The organism is Pedobacter chitinilyticus, assembly GCF_003313385.1.
GTDB lineage: Bacteria > Bacteroidota > Bacteroidia > Sphingobacteriales > Sphingobacteriaceae > Pedobacter > Pedobacter chitinilyticus.
Genome location: NZ_QMHN01000006.1, coordinates 82,013 through 97,342, shown reverse-complemented (window position 1 = coordinate 97,342; position 15,330 = coordinate 82,013). Strand labels below are relative to the sequence as shown.

Below are 15,330 nucleotides of genomic sequence, written 5' to 3'. Positions count from 1 at the left end.
ATATGATGTAAACCTACAAAGCCAACACAGCGGCCATCATAAAAAAATCCGAAAGCACGCCAATGCTTCCGGACAAACAGTATGGTTGTTGTCAAATTGATGAGTGTCTAATCCAATCAAATTTTAAAACCAATACATACAAAAATATGAAACAATTTCTTCTCGGCAAGCAGTCGGGAACAAGCAAACTATTTAATAGAAAAATACTATTAATGATGAGACTAACCGTATACCTAATTGTACTCGCTTCATTTGGTGTAAAAGCTTCGGGTTATGCCCAGAAGGTAAGCATCAGCGCAAGAAACCAGCGCTTGGAGCAAGTATGGGAAAGTATTAAAAAACAAACTGGTTATTTCCTTTTGTATGATGCTAAACAAGCTGATCAAAAAGGAACCATTACCCTAGACGTAAAAAACGAAGAACTTAAGGATGTTTTAGCTAAAATTACCAATCAGCTGAATCTAAATTATAAGATCATTGATAAAACGGTCATTTTAACTGAACCCAAAGCAAGTGCTTCGCAAGAAGAAATTAATGTAAGAGGGGTGGTAAGTTCATATGAAGGGCCAGGTAAAGAACCTCAACCTCTGCCTGGAGTTGTTGTTCGTGTAAAAGGAACAGAAAGGGCGGTAAATACAGGAGCTAGAGGTAATTACGCCATCAAAGTTCCTTCAAATGGTGTTCTTGTATTTTCCATTATTGGTTATGGCACTCAAGAAGTTGCTGTAGCTGGTAACATGAATATCGATGTGGTTTTAAAAGAAACTGCCAGTAACCTTCAGGAAGTAATTATTACAGCCTATGGTACCAAAGAAACTAAGGAAAGTCAAGTGGGTAGTGCAGTGCAGCTGACTAGAAAGGACTTGGATATGAAGCCTTTAAATAGAATTGATCAATTGTTAGAAGGTGTGGTTCCAGGGGTAATGGTAGAAATGCAAGATCAAACAACTTCAAGTGCGCGTCCAAGGTTTCAAACAAGAATACGAGGTGAAGGTTCGTTTCAAGCGTCTGGAGATCCACTTTGGGTAATCGATGGAGTACCCATGTACACAGGCGACGAAACGAACATGATACCAGGAGCAAATACCAGTATTAGTCCATTGACCTATATTAATCCAAATGATATTGAAACCATTACGATTCTTAAAGATGCAACAGCTACTTCTATTTATGGAGCAAACGGATCAAATGGTGTAGTGTTAATTACTACAAAGAAAGGTATCCCTGGCCGAAATGATATTGGTTATTCATTTAGAACTGGGGTGAATTTGTTGAATAATAACCGTTTCCATGTATTATCTGCAAGTGAATATCGTGAACTTTTAGCAGAATCATTTGCAAATTCTAGTTTGGTAACAAACCCAGTAATTGATTTGGGGAGTAGTACGGATTGGTATGATGTTTATTTCAGGAATGGAGTAACTACGCAGCACGATTTATCTTTTAGAGGTGGAACAGAGAAAACAAAATACTACATCTCTGGCGCTTACTTTAACGAAAAACCGATCATGATTAACAATCAGACGCAGCGTTTTTCTACTAGAATAAATATTGATCAAAATATCAATAAATCTATCGATCTGTTTTTTAAAATGGGAGCTTCCTATGTGATTAATAATATGTTTAACGCTGGAGATACCTATTATACGAATAAGCCAATAGATAGTCCGTTTAATCCGGATGGCTCTTATGTTAAGCAATTTTACAATAAGCTAGCAGAAGCTAAACTCAATGACGATGACCAAAAAACAATGGCGATGTACGCTAATGTTGGAGGGTCTGCCAGAATTACTGATTGGTTAAGGTATACTACAATCAACGGAATAGATTATACTTCTTTGAGTGAAAGCAGCTATGTATCTATGCTTACCTACGTGGGCAGTTTAGATGGTGGTGACGCTAGCAAGGGACAAAGCACTAATCTTAAATGGAACTCGCAGCATAGGTTGAATTTTGATAAGACTATTAATAAGCATAGCATAAGTGGTTTATTGGGAGCCGAAGCGGGGGAAAGCGGTAGAAGATCGGCAACAGCTTATGGTTGGGGTTTTGCAAATGATAAAATTAGAGAAGTAACTTACGCTAAAACCAGGTATGGTAATAGCTCGGCAACTGAGCAAAGCGAACTTTCATATTATGGACAATTGAGCTATTCGTTCAATAGGAAATATAATGCAGTAGCTAGTTTCAGAAGAGATGCTAATTCCGATTTCGGATCTGATGTGAGATGGGCAACTTTCAAGTCTATCGGTGCGTCATGGAATATCAGTAATGAAGATTTTTGGAAGATTAAGCAGATAGATTTTGCCAAAATTAAATTGAGCTATGGTACCAATGGAAATTCAAGGATTGGTGCTTACAGATCTAAAGGTATCTATAGCTTCGATGTCACAAATAATATTTATAATGAAATGTTAGGTGCTACAATGACTAATGGCGAAAACCCAGTGTTGTCGTGGGAAACGACAACTGCTATCAATGGAGGAATTAGTTTAGGCTTATTCAAAAGAATAGCGCTTGATGTGGAAGTCTACCAAAATGTAACCAAAAATGCACTTGATGATGTAGATGTGACCAGGACTACTGGTTTTACAGGTATACTTCAAAATGTAGGTAAAATCAGAAATAGAGGGGTGGAGATTACCTTGAATACTCAAAACATCATGCACAAGGATTTTGAATGGAAAACTAGTCTCAACTTTTCACTAAATAGAAATACGATTCTTGAACTTTATAACAATAACGAGAAAGTATTTGGTAGCACCATTAGAAAAGTTGGAGAGCCTATCAAAACGAACTACCTAATTCGGTGGGCAGGTGTTGATCCTAGAGATGGCGGTCCGCTTTGGTATGATGCAAATGATAATATTACCAAGGTTTTTGATTTGAATAATAGGGTTTTAGCTGGAACACAAGACCCAACGTTCTTTGGTGGTATGACCAATACCTTTGATTATAAGTCTTTCTCTTTGAGAGCTTTATTGCAATACACAGTAGGAGGCTATCTTTTCAGTAATTTACAACGTGAAGCAGAGTCTGACGGTAGAAACTTAGCCGATGATAATCAGTCACGAAACCAATTAGATCGATGGAGAGAACCTGGAGATTTAACCTTAGTTCCAAAAACTGCTTTAACAGAGAATGCAGACAATGGCAGAAACTCAACTCGTTTTTTACATAACCGTACTGCTTTTAGACTTACCAATGTAAGCTTGAATTACAATTTCCCTGTTAAGCTTGTGAACAAGATAAGTTTACAGCGAGCAAATGTTTATGTTCAGGCAGATAATGTAGCCTTTTGGACACCATATAAAGTCAAAAAGAACTACAACGGATATAGAAATTCATTTAACCCTTATCCTCAGCCCTTGGTGTTGTCTTTTGGTTTGAATGTAGGCTTTTAATTTTTGATTAATATGAATAAGTTAATATACAAAATAACCTTAATGGCCATGCTGGTTTTCAGCTTTGCTTCATGTAAGAAATTTCTAGAAAAGGAACCAATTGGTAAAGTTGGAAAGCAGGTATTGTTTGAGGATGTTAATGGAGCCCAATTAGGTTTGGTAGGGGCATATAGATTGGTTTTAGATTACAATAGAGACGAATTTGGGATGCATGGTGATGTAGCGTCTGATAATATGGTTTATACCCCAACTCCTGCAGCGCAATTTATGGGTCAGTCGTTTAATTTTAGCAGTACACCAGAAGATGACGCCCTTGTAACTGGTCATATATGGCTTAGCGTTTTCGAAGCGCTAAATAATGTTAACAATGTGCTTAATGCTTTACCTGCATTAAAGGAAAAATTCCCGGATCAGTTAAGCCAAATTGAAACTATAGAAGGGCAGGCCTTGGTACTAAGGGCATTGTGCCATTTCGATTTGAGCAAAGTTTATGCTCAGCCATATAATTTTACGGCAGATGCTTCTCATCTTGGTGTGCCAGTGTTAACTAAAACACCTTCTCCTGGAGAAAACGTGGTTAGAAGGTCAATGAAACAAACTTATGACCAGATTTTACTAGATATAACGAGTGCTTTGCCTTTGTTGAACAAGTACAATAATTTTACCAATCAGGCATTGGTTAATTATCAGGCAGCACTTGGATTGCTTTCTAGGGTGTATCTATACAAAGGCGACTGGCAAAATTGTTTAAATACTTCAAACTTAGTTATCGCCGATACGAGGTATAAATTAGCAACGGCTACCGAATATAAATCGTTATATTCTACTTACACCCCAAATGCAAATACGTCGTCAACAAAATCAGAGATTTTATTCCAACTATCTGGTGCTAGTATTGAAAAAGTTAGCATTACAGAGTTGAATGTTATTTTTGCAAGTCAATATGGTGCTTCATCGAAGCTGTTAAATACGTTCGATGCTGACGATATCAGAAAAACTCAGCTTTTTAATACGCTTAATTCTCCCAGGATATATACTACTAAATATACCGCTGGAGCATATGCTATAAAAGTAGTAAGGTTGTCAGAAGTATACCTGAATAGAGCTGAAGCAAATTGGAATTTAAAAAAATATGATGACGCTAAGGAAGATTTACGTGTCATTTCTCAAAGAGCTCATCCTAATCAAACGATCAATATTGGTAATCCGTCTCCTGATGATTTGTATAGGTTGATTGCAGAGGAAAGGAATAGAGAATTATGCTTTGAGGGGCACCGTTTATATGATCTTGTAAGGAGAAAAGAAAGTTTAACGCGTGGTGTAGATTGTAACTCTACAGTTTGCACACTGACTTACCCTAACGATAAGTTCGTATTGCCTATTACCACTAAAGAATTAGATGCAAATAAAGGGATGAAACAAAACCCTGGATATAACTAAAATCTAGATGAAAAAGAATAAATACATATATATCTTATCGTTATTGCTAAGCATAACGATGTTATCGGCGTGTAAGGATGAATTTGAACCTTATGACCATCCATTTTTTCATATTCACGTTGCAAATAGATCGACTGTTGAGGTAGCTGCGGACCGAAATGATCAAACAGACTATAAAGTTTATTTCAGTACCAAGCTACAATTTGAACCCGTTGACCTTAAATATGAAGTAATTGTAGGTAACGGTTTGTTGGCTGGTCGTGATTTCGAATTGATTACCCAGGGCAATACCCTAAACTTTCCTAATGGTATTTTTGAGCGTCCAGTAACCATTAAATGGATAGCTGCTCCGGTAGACGCTACAAAAAATAACACCATAACCATTCGTTTGTTGAGCAATAGCAAGAACTATACAATTGGTTTGCCAGGACCTGATCAATTACAAAAAGAATTAATCATCACTAAAAAATAAGCAGCGTAATGAATTTAAAGAAAATAACAACGCTCCTCATTTTAACAGTACTTTGCACAGTAGGCTTTGCCCAAACCCTTAAGCAAGATCCAAATTTGGTAAAGGGGAAATTGGCTAATGGCTTTACCTATTATATCTACAAAAGCGATAAAGACCCTGGAACCTCAACCTTGCGTTTGTTTGTAAACGCAGGGTCTCTGCAAGAGAATGAAAAGCAACTTGGCTTAGCACATTTTGTGGAACACATGGCTTTTAACGGCACTAAACATTATTCTAAAAATGATGTCATCACTTTCTTAGAATCAAAAGGGGTGAAATTTGGGGCCGATTTAAATGCTCATACCAGTTTCGACGAAACCGTTTATAAAATCAGCATCAATACTGAAGAAGAGAAAAATCTAGAGAAGTCGATCGATATCATGGCTGATTGGGCTTTCGGTGTTACTTTTGATGCAGGAGAGATTGATAAGGAGCGTGGTGTAGTGATTGAAGAATGGCGTAGCAAACAAGGTGCAGAAAATAGATTGAGAGATCAATATCTGCCAGTGCTATTCAACAAATCAAGATATGCTGAGAGACTGCCAATTGGTAAAGTGGATATCCTCAAAAGCTTTAAACGCCAAACCATTGTAGATTTTTATCAGAAATGGTATCGCCCTGATTTAATGGCCATCGCCATCGTCACGGATATCGATCCTAAAAAAGTAGAACAATACATTAAGGCGGAGTTTACCCAGTACAAAGCCAAAAGCAAAGATCCAAGAGTATATTATGAGCTACCAAGCCATAAAGATACTTTATTCTCTATTGTCACCGATAAGGAAGCCAGAGCGATTGATTTCAGTTTCTTCCATAAAATCAAATCTTCGGGAGCCATTAAAAGTGAACAAGATTATCAGCAACAGCAAATCAGAAGCTTCTTTAACGCCTTGGCAAAAAATAGATTCAGCAGAGTTTCACAGTTGAGCGACAATTTCAAGGATGGTAGCTTCTCTATCAGCAATATTGTGCTAAAAAATGGCGTGGTTGCTGGTGGTGTTTCTTTGTATCGTGATCAGGTGAAGAGCGGTATCGAAAATTACCTGTTGGAACTGCAACGTATCCTGAAATATGGTTTTACGGCTGAGGAAATCTCGAAATACCGTGAAGAATATATGGCGGCAATTAAGAGAGGAGCGAAGGAAGAAAAAAGCCAGGCTGAAACCTATTTGAATGAGATGCATGAAGATTTTTATGTAGGTAGTGTGATGATGGATAAACCACAACGCACAGCACTTGCCCTTAAATATGCAGCAAAAATAGACTCAGTAAGTTTACTTAACTTTTTGAAGACTAAGTTGACCCCAGATAACATGGTGGTACTGCTTACAGCGCCAGAAAAAGACAAAGCTTTGTTGCCAAGCCAAGCGCAATTAAAAACTTTAATGGCCAATGCGCTGAAACAAAAAGTGTCTCCTTGGAACGATGAAGTGGAGGTTCCAAAGCAGTTGTTGGAAAAACAACCAATAGCGGGCAAGGTAACTAAAGAAGAACAATTAGCTGAAATTGGGGTAACCAAATGGTCGTTGTCTAACGGAACCACGGTTTACATCAAGCAAACCAAAGAAAAGAAGGATTACTTAACCATCTCGGGCTTTAGAGAAGGTGGAATGTACGCCTTGGATTCTACCCAGTATGTTACTGCACAGTTTGTGAAACCAGTCACTGGACTAAGTGGTGCAGGAAACTTTGGAAGAAAAGCATTGACTCAATTTCTAACGGGTAACTCTGCATCGGCAGTGCTTATTCTTTCGGGAAACAGAGAGGGCGTGGTCACCAATGCGGATTGGAAAGATGCCAAAACCATGTTCCAACTGATGTATCTGAAATGGATGTATCCAAATGCGGATAAGGTTACTTTCGATCAAGCCAAGCGTAAGGCATTGGAAGGGTTGGAAAATGCGAAGCTGTCTCCGAATTACGCCTATAACCAGGCCATTTCTGAGCTTTTAAAAGGTGATGACGATTTTGCCTCAGATGTTACGATAGAACGTATCAACAAAGAGGTGAAATTTGAAAACATCATTCCTGTATTTAAAAGCAGGTTTGGCTCGGCTAAAGATTTCCAATTTGTAATTGTTGGCGATTTTAACCTCGATAGCATCAAGCCAATGGTCGAACAATATATTGGTGGTTTGCCATCAGGCGATTATGTCAAAGATTTCAAATACAAAGGCCCAACAGGTGGGAACAAAGCAAAAGATATTTTAATGTATGCAGGTAAAGCGCCTAAAAGCACGGTCAACATCTTTTACCAAAGTAACGACGTAAAATATGATTATCCAGATATTTTGGTGCAAACGCTGTTGCAGGAAGTGCTGAAAGTAAAATTGCGTTTAAACCTTCGCGAGGAGAACTCAGGAGTTTATGGCGTTGGCGTTTCAGTTTCTTCTACCAGTATTCCTAACCCATTGATCCGCTCACGGGTGTCATTTAGTTGCGCACCTGAGGCCGCAGATTTCTTGGTGAAACAAGTACAAGTAGAATTAGATAAGGTGGCCAGTCGCCCAGATTATTTTGCAGAGGACCTAAAGAACATCAAGATCCAACAAATTGATAGCTACAAAAAGCAATCGACTAAAAACCTGTTCTGGAGTACCGCATTAAGAAACCAGTTTTATTTCGGCTTCAAAGACTTTAGCTATTTCACCAAATACGAAGAAATGGTGAACAGCATTACGCCAGCGGAAATTGCCGAGTATGCAAAAAAATATATCATCAACCAACCTGGTATTAAGGCCATATTAATGCCAGAAAACTTTAAGACTTTAAACAAATAACATGAAGACCATTTTTAACCAACTGAGCGTTTCCTTGCTGCTTTTAATAGCAGTGATGGCTGGTTGTAAAAAAGATCCAGTAATGTACGCTAAGGGTATCGAATCATTTTCTTTTAAAATAAAAGATGCCCAGAATGTAGAAAAGGAATACCAAGGGGTAATTACCGATGGGAGCATTGCCGTAACCGTGCCTACCGAAGCAGATGTAACGGAACTAAAGGCGATTTTTAAAACGGATAACCCAAGAACCATTGTACAAGTGGGCACGGAAGTGCAAGAATCAGGCATTACGATACAGGATTTTACCACTGCCAAAAGCTACCGAGTAAAGGCGGAGGACAAAAGTACCAGAAGTTATGCGGTAACCGTAAGCAAGAAAATTGCCTTAATCAGTTATGGTTTCTATAAAGAGGATAACCCAAGTTTACCTACTGATTATGTAGGGGTAATTAGAGGTTTGCAGGTTGAAGTGGCCTTGCCAGAAACGGTTTCTTTTTTAGGACTTAAAGCCAGATTTACCACTACTACTGGCGCAACGTTGAAAGTGGGGGGCGTAGACCAACAAAGTAAAGTAACTGCAAATAACTTTGACAGCCAAGTAACCTACACATTAAACGAAGCATCATTAACGACACCGTTTGACTACAAAGTAAATGTGGTGTTTTTGGGTAAACAATGGGAACTTTTTGGAGATAATTTAACGGTGCCAACCGCTACCTCTCCAAAAATGGCGATCAATCCAATCAACAACAATCCGTATTTTATTTATCAACGTACGGGTAAAGGTGAAGATGGCTTAACCATTGCTACAGATAACAGAAAAGTAGCGGTAATGGGATACGTGGGTGGACAGTGGCAAAACCTAGGTGATAAATTGGGTATTTCCGATTTTAGAGCTGATGCGCAAACTATTGCTTTTAATAGTACAGGCGAGCTTTATATTGCTTATAAGGACTATTTAAACGCAGAACAAAGAGGTACTGTTAAAAAATATACAGGTGCTGCTTGGGCAAATGTTGGCAATAATAGATTCACGCCTATGAAGGTGGATTACCTGACAATGGCCATAGATGCCAGCGATGTGCCAGTAATTTCCATGACTAAGCAAAGCAATGCCACGGAATATCCTAGCATTCCGCAAAGAGGTGTTTACGTAACTAGCTATAAAAATAGTCAATGGGGCGATGCTACAGGTGCTTTAGCAGGAAAAACAATGTTCCAAAATAACCTGATTAGAGGTTTGGACGGAAATATCTATTTAGGCTTAATGGAAAGAACCACTGGTGCAAACAGACCTTCGATGTACAAGTTTACCAATAATGTATGGACTGCTGTAGGACCAACTTCTTTCTCAGCTCCTGATGGTTTGGTAGGTTTCCAATCGGTTGCCGTTGCGGTTGATAAAACTGGACAAGCTTATCTGGCTTTCCAAGTAGGTTCAGGCGCTAACAGGATGAACCACGTAATGAAATACAATGCTGGGGCTAATGCTTGGCAGGAAATTGGCAATGGTGTATTGAGTGGCGCAGTTTCAGATACTTTCGCTCTGGTAGTTGACAAGGAGGATGACTTGTATTTTGCTTATGCTAATGCAACTTCCTTAGTGGTGAAAACCTTAAACAAAACCACCAATAACTGGAACACCGAGCGTAAAATCATTAATGAAAAAGTAACTGCATTTGATATGCAGGCTGCACCAAACGGCTCGATATATGTCGTGGCCAGTTTATCTGCATCCAGCAAAACAGTAGTTTACAAATACGAATAATTATTTAGGGTTAGTTATGTCGTGAAAAGGTCGGTAGCAATACTGGCCTTTTTTGTTTCCTAGGAGCTAGTTGCTAGTGAAATAGTTCATTGGTTCATGAAGTAGTTCATTGGTTCACTTGTTCATTAGTTTACGTTGTTCCTATACCGTCATCCCGTCCCTATGTCGTCATCTCGACCTTGTGGAGAGATCTTTGAACTTCGTTGGCTAATTGTTATCTCGCAGATTACACTGATTTTGCCGCCGATTGATGTTTGTAATGTGATGATTTTTAATGTTGTTCGCCAACTGCTCACTGGAAACTGTTTAGTTAGTTCACATCGCTCCTATATCGTAATCCCTCGCTATACCGTCATCTCGACCTTGTGGAGACCGCGAAAGCAGCTACGAAGTAAGATCTTTGAACTTTGTTGGCTGATTTTTGTCCCGCAGATTACGTTGATTTTGCCGCTGATTGATGTTTGTAATGTGGTGATTTTTAATGTTGTTTACCAACTGCTCACTGAAAACTGTTTAATTGGAGCCCATTGATCATTAACCATTAACCATTAATCATTTCTTGTCCCTTTGCCAATTAAACCTGATTGTAGGCGGCAGCACCCGAAGCGAAGCAAGGGACTAAAGCCGAAAAGCAGGGCTGAGAGTTGTTAATGGCTATTGCCCCTGATTTTCAAAGAAACTAACTGATATAATCTCTATCCTCGTCGCTTAGCGTACTCTTTTGCTCGTTGGTGTAGTTTTTCTCCACTTCATCGTTGTAGCTGCTATAGGTTTTACGAGGACGACCAGCGATAAAGCCCAAAATAAAGCCAATGAGTATACAGATGCCAATAACGATAAGTTTTGATATTTCTACGGGTTTTCCAATAAGGAAATTAAACTCAACAGCGTCGTTGTTGGCCACTAAAAACAAAGTCAATAATGCAGTAATGACAATGATGGATATGGTTTTGCCTTTCATGATCTCAGAAATAATAGTTGAATAATACTTCGAATATAGGATTTTGATGGTAGATGTTGTTAACAAAAATTAAACGGGCACCCACATCGGCCACGGGTTGGTAGCGCAAAAGGTTCATGTCGCTACGCAATTCGATGCCAAAGGTTTTGGGCTGCGCCAAGTTGGTTTCTTTGCCAATGTTTTCGTAATGACTAAAAAAGTTTGCTCTCACATTTCTGATGTAGGCAAATGGACCAATTTCGAGATCAGGAAAAAGGAAAGGGAAGCGATAGTTAAGCAATAGTGTGTTTTTGAGTAGGCTTTTTGCCCTGATTTGGTTGTAGCCATACACGGTAGGAATATCGTTCACGGTTCTGAAGGTGCCGCTGTTTTGTTGGTAGCTAAAGCTGGCCAATAGGGTGTGGTTTTTGGCCAAGCCAGGGAAGTAGAAGAAGCTTTCGAAAGCAAAAAGACGTCCCGTTAGGCTGCGGTCGAACGGTAGATTTTGATATTTAAGCTCGATAAGCTGCGCCCATTTTGGCGCGATGTCTCTTTCCGCACTGCGTACTTGATGGTTAAAGCTTATTCGATAAGTCATCGGGAATTCGATGGTATTCACCAGTCGCTGATCGTCAACAGGGTTGAAATGACGGTTCACATAATAGGTTCCCGCCTCGCCAATAAAGCTAAACAGGTGGTTAAACGAATTGAAGCTTAAAGGCAGGGAAGTGGTAAGGCTGATATAGTCTTCACGCCATTTGGCCTGGTGAATGGCGTTTTGGAAGCGATAGTTGGCCAAACGTGGTCGGTTGCGATAGTTGATGTTAATGACAGGGTAAAGTGCCTTGTATCTAAAACCAGCATTGTACTCAAAACGGCGTAGTGAACTCTCGTAGGTAACGCCTGCATAAACGCTGGTGGTATTAAGTAGGTCGTCGGATTTAAATTGTAAGCCTACACGCTCTACGTCGTCATCGGAAGTGGGGCTAATGCTATGAAAGTTGAACATGTGTTTGAGGGGGCTATAGCTTTTGGAGCTAAAAGTACTATCTGGGACATAAGCAAATACGTAGTCCTCGGCTTTGGTCGGCTGACCGAAGTACACAAAGTGGTCTTCTGGTATAACAGTGGGGTTGATTTCGGTTTTGGCGATTTCGTAACCCATCAATTGGTAGTTGTTAAACAAAAGCGTTTTACCGTCAGTAGAGAAGCTTGCGTTAAAGGCGCCGTATTTAGAAGCCGTTAGCGCGTTTATTTTTTTAGAGGCGGGTTCTATCTCGTAAATATTGTCTACTCCGCTAAAATGAGCGTTAAATGCGATTTTATTGCCAAAAAATATGGGTCTGCTCAATTGCTGTCTGCTATTGCTGATTAATTCACTTAAATTCTGGCCTTCTTTTAGCCAAAGCGACTTTCCTTTTTCGGTAACGGTAATCCATGCCATTTTGCTGCCGTCGTGGTTAAGGGCGGGAGTTTGTATTTGGTAATTCTCTGGATTGGACAAACTATCAATGATTTTTCCAGTAGCCATATCCAAAGTCACTAACGTGTTTTGGTTGCCGAGGTCTACTCTTACAGCAATGAGCTTTTGGCCGTCTCCAGAAATGCTTGGTGCAAACAAACGAGTTTGGTGAGTGAGTTGTTGCTTTTTGCCACTTTGCAAATCGTAAATACAAATCACATTATAGCTTCGCTGTTTGTACCTCGGGTCTTCTCTTCGTTCGTCCCAAACGACCTTGCCATTTCCGTAACTGTACCAAGGTTGTTCTTGGTAACCAATCTTCAATAAGGTCTTTTCTTTTCCGTCGGGAGCGAGGCTGATAAAACCTGGTGTTTCACTCTTGCTTTGTTTGATAACTAGGATATTTTGATCGGGCAGTTGGGTAGGTAAATGATAGTTGGTGGCATAGGTAGTTTTATGATTTAAACTCTTGTAATCGGTGGTCGAATTTTGCTCGTTTTGTTTGCTCCAAGCCGACCTTAGATCTTCGAGGGTTTTGAGGTAATAATGCTTGGTGTTTTTGTCCGTAATTTTTTTCAGACTTTGCGAAAAAGGGTAGAGTCTTAGGGGGCGTTTGTTGAGGTCGGAAAGCAGCTCGTTTCCGATGTTATTTCCGTAGTTTTTTTGGAGGTTAGAATTGATCAAATAGCCGAGTTGATAATAGCCTGGTGTGACATCTTTTTCGGAGCCAAAATAGGCCTTGGAATAGTTGAATTTTTTGCCCTCTAAAATGGAGGTTCTGAAAGGCATAATCCAGCTGGGTTGGCGACCTCTTCCTGAGTAGGTAAGTGAGGTCTCCGTGCTCACCGCATCGCCCTCCAAAAACCAAAGTGGAGTGCTTACGCCGATGTAACCAAAATACACTTCTTCGGGAAAGGGGAAGCCTGCACTTCCAGTGATTTTATTGAACTGCGCCACGTGCCTCAACTCGTGCACCGCTAGGTTGTTTAGCCAGTCCTGACTGTCGAACTGCTGAGAGGGCATAGTGTAGAATTGTGATTTTTTTGGGGCCAGTTGAACGAAGCCATTTGAGGTGGTCCCTTGGTTCTGTAGCACGATTGGGATCAGTGTTTTTTGCTGTCCCAAACTTTTGCCCACAGTAGGGTAGATGTAGGCTAGCGTATTGGCCATTCTTTGCGCTTCTTTTTCTAGCGAGTTGGGATAGATGATTTTGAAGCCCCTGTGATCAATTTGCCTCCATTTTACACTAAGCGGCGTTTGACTTTCATCAAAAAATTGTGAAAAAACCTCTAGTGAATAAAAACTTAATACCGATAGGAGTAATATTCTGAATTTCAATTGATTTTTATTTTAATGGTGAGGGATATAAAATGTTTGCTAAAAATATTAGTTTTTGTTTTGCTTTAGTAGCGTATTTTATTTTTATAGATTGTTGATGTGGTTGTTTTAATGATGTTGATTTTTAATTTGTTAAATGATGATATGTTAAAGAGTGTTTTAGTGTGTTTTTTGAATTTTTTATTGGTGTTTTTGTTGGTTTATGGCGTTATTTTCGATTTCTAAGATAAGCTATTTTGCCGATATAATATGTACACTATTGACGCTTATTTTTTTGCGGTAAAATTCATGCAGTTTTTGGAAATGTATGAGGAATTTTTAGTCAATGGCTCAGTTGTAGCTTAAGAAATATGATAAAAAATGAAGAAATATTTTCATTTGCTGAAGAAATGGAAGCTTCTTTTTGCAAAGTTTTTTTGAAAATTTGTGATAGTATCGCTCTGATTTTTGCTCCTACATTGTCGGGTAGATAGTGTAATTTTTTATTTTGCTTTAAAGCATTTTTTTGAAGGCGTAATGTAGATGGAGTACTTGCTAAAGGTCTGTTTTGATTCTATGTTTTTAGCGCTAGTATAGATTTTTCAAGTGGTGATTTGTAAGTGTTTTTTCGAAAATGTTGGGGTGGTCATTCAGTTCGTTGGTCTTTTTTTGAACTGCTAAATGAGTGTGCTTTTAACCCTTGTTAGATGGGGAATGTTCGCTTGCTTTAGGCAGCTTTTTGGAGGTGTGATAGTAGCTAATTTGGAGGTTTTTGTTCACTGTTTTTTGATTGATTTTAGACTGTTTTAATGGTCGAAAATCTTTCAGAAATACACCTGTTTTGTGGGTGTTTTTTTGAGTGGAAAAACTACCTTTTTTAGCTGCTTTTAAGCATGCTTTTTGATGCAAAATAATGCTTGAATTGAGCGGTAAAATGGGTGTGTTTTCGGAGTGATTTGCTTGACTGTTTTAGCGTGTTTTGCTGCTCGATAATCTTGTTGGCGGGGCGCTATTTTTGGCTTGTTTTTGATTGAATGATTTGCCCTTTTCTCCTTCTTTTTACAGATGATTTTGAGTTGAAATCGACTCGAAATCGAGACAAGGAATCGGGCTTTTTAAGTAGTTTTTTTTGAACTGCTTTAAGACTTTTTGGGTTGCAAAATAGAGGAAATGTATAACGAAAATTGGTTCTTAACTTATGCTTTTTTTAGGCGTATTCTTGCTCGTTCAATACCAATTTCCATTGGTCTGTTTCGGCATATTGCTTAATGATTTCATTCCTCTTGAGGAGTAATTTTCTAAGATGCGAGGTTAAGATAAGGGCGTTGAAAAGTCTTCCGAATATCCCATAAGGAGTACTAAATTCGAAGTAGTCAGTCATGACCACGACACCATTTATTTTCTCAAATTTGTGCAGGTGATGAATAGATTTGAAGGCACCCTGGATCTGTTCATCTACGAAATAATAAGGTCTATCAAAGCTCGTAATCTTCGAACTAAGCGTTTGTCGAATGCCAAAATGAGTAGCTCTCCAAGTCACATACTCATTCAGTCCAATAAGTCCGCTGGTGACGCCTGAAATAGCCTCTTCGGAAGTGTGTGAGGTGGAAATCCGATGCAAATCTATACTTCTGGCCAAATCAAAGCAAATCGCTACGGGAGCGTTTATTTTCGTGATAAGCTCAATTTTTGGCATAGAAATTAAGTA

General features: G+C 39.1%; 8 protein-coding genes. 5 read left to right on the top strand and 3 right to left on the bottom strand.

Annotation, left to right across the window (positions count from 1 at the left end; genetic code table 11):
- Positions 1 to 146: 146 nt before the first annotated feature.
- Genes DUT70_RS17235 through DUT70_RS17215 form a run of 5 tightly spaced genes read left to right on the top strand, consistent with a single transcriptional unit; the run spans position 147 to position 9,903 of the window.
- On the top strand, positions 147 to 3,404 hold the full coding sequence (locus DUT70_RS17235) for a SusC/RagA family TonB-linked outer membrane protein (RefSeq protein ID WP_162926654.1): 3,258 nt from the start codon (positions 147 to 149) through the stop codon (positions 3,402 to 3,404).
- 12 nt (positions 3,405 to 3,416) lie between these two features.
- On the top strand, positions 3,417 to 4,844 hold the full coding sequence (locus DUT70_RS17230) for a RagB/SusD family nutrient uptake outer membrane protein (protein ID WP_113648611.1): 1,428 nt from the start codon (positions 3,417 to 3,419) through the stop codon (positions 4,842 to 4,844).
- 7 nt (positions 4,845 to 4,851) lie between these two features.
- Complete coding sequence (locus DUT70_RS17225; protein WP_128353382.1) at positions 4,852 to 5,316, top strand: hypothetical protein; 465 nt, start codon at positions 4,852 to 4,854, stop codon at positions 5,314 to 5,316.
- Positions 5,317 to 5,324: 8 nt separating this feature from the next.
- Positions 5,325 to 8,135 (top strand): M16 family metallopeptidase, encoded by a 2,811-nt coding sequence (locus DUT70_RS17220; RefSeq protein ID WP_113648609.1) that lies wholly within the window; start codon positions 5,325 to 5,327, stop codon positions 8,133 to 8,135.
- Position 8,136: 1 nt separating this feature from the next.
- Positions 8,137 to 9,903 carry a Kelch repeat-containing protein gene (locus DUT70_RS17215; protein WP_113648608.1) on the top strand — a complete coding sequence of 589 codons (1,767 nt, stop codon included), beginning with the start codon at positions 8,137 to 8,139 and terminating at the stop codon, positions 9,901 to 9,903.
- Positions 9,904 to 10,582: 679 nt separating this feature from the next.
- On the opposite strand, the gene DUT70_RS17210 is transcribed toward DUT70_RS17215, so the two are convergent.
- The 3 genes from DUT70_RS17210 to DUT70_RS17195 all read right to left on the bottom strand — a co-directional run bounded on the left by DUT70_RS17210 (position 10,583) and on the right by DUT70_RS17195 (position 15,318).
- Positions 10,583 to 10,864: a LapA family protein gene (locus DUT70_RS17210; RefSeq protein WP_113648607.1), complete on the bottom strand. Its 282-nt coding sequence runs from the start codon at positions 10,862 to 10,864 to the stop codon at positions 10,583 to 10,585.
- Between the two features lie 4 nt (positions 10,865 to 10,868).
- Complete coding sequence (locus DUT70_RS17205) at positions 10,869 to 13,643, bottom strand: hypothetical protein (protein ID WP_113648606.1); 2,775 nt, start codon at positions 13,641 to 13,643, stop codon at positions 10,869 to 10,871.
- A 1,186-nt stretch (positions 13,644 to 14,829) separates the two neighbouring features.
- Positions 14,830 to 15,318 (bottom strand): SRPBCC family protein, encoded by a 489-nt coding sequence (locus DUT70_RS17195; RefSeq protein WP_113648604.1) that lies wholly within the window; start codon positions 15,316 to 15,318, stop codon positions 14,830 to 14,832.
- Positions 15,319 to 15,330: the final 12 nt, after the last annotated feature.

Coding starts and splice junctions, on each gene's coding strand:
- DUT70_RS17235 (WP_162926654.1), top strand. CDS start 147: ATGAAACAATTTCTTCTCGGCAAGCAGTCGGGAACAAGCAAACTATTT.
- DUT70_RS17230 (WP_113648611.1), top strand. CDS start 3,417: ATGAATAAGTTAATATACAAAATAACCTTAATGGCCATGCTGGTTTTC.
- DUT70_RS17225 (WP_128353382.1), top strand. CDS start 4,852: ATGAAAAAGAATAAATACATATATATCTTATCGTTATTGCTAAGCATA.
- DUT70_RS17220 (WP_113648609.1), top strand. CDS start 5,325: ATGAATTTAAAGAAAATAACAACGCTCCTCATTTTAACAGTACTTTGC.
- DUT70_RS17215 (WP_113648608.1), top strand. CDS start 8,137: ATGAAGACCATTTTTAACCAACTGAGCGTTTCCTTGCTGCTTTTAATA.
- DUT70_RS17210 (WP_113648607.1), bottom strand. CDS start 10,864: ATGAAAGGCAAAACCATATCCATCATTGTCATTACTGCATTATTGACT.
- DUT70_RS17195 (WP_113648604.1), bottom strand. CDS start 15,318: ATGCCAAAAATTGAGCTTATCACGAAAATAAACGCTCCCGTAGCGATT.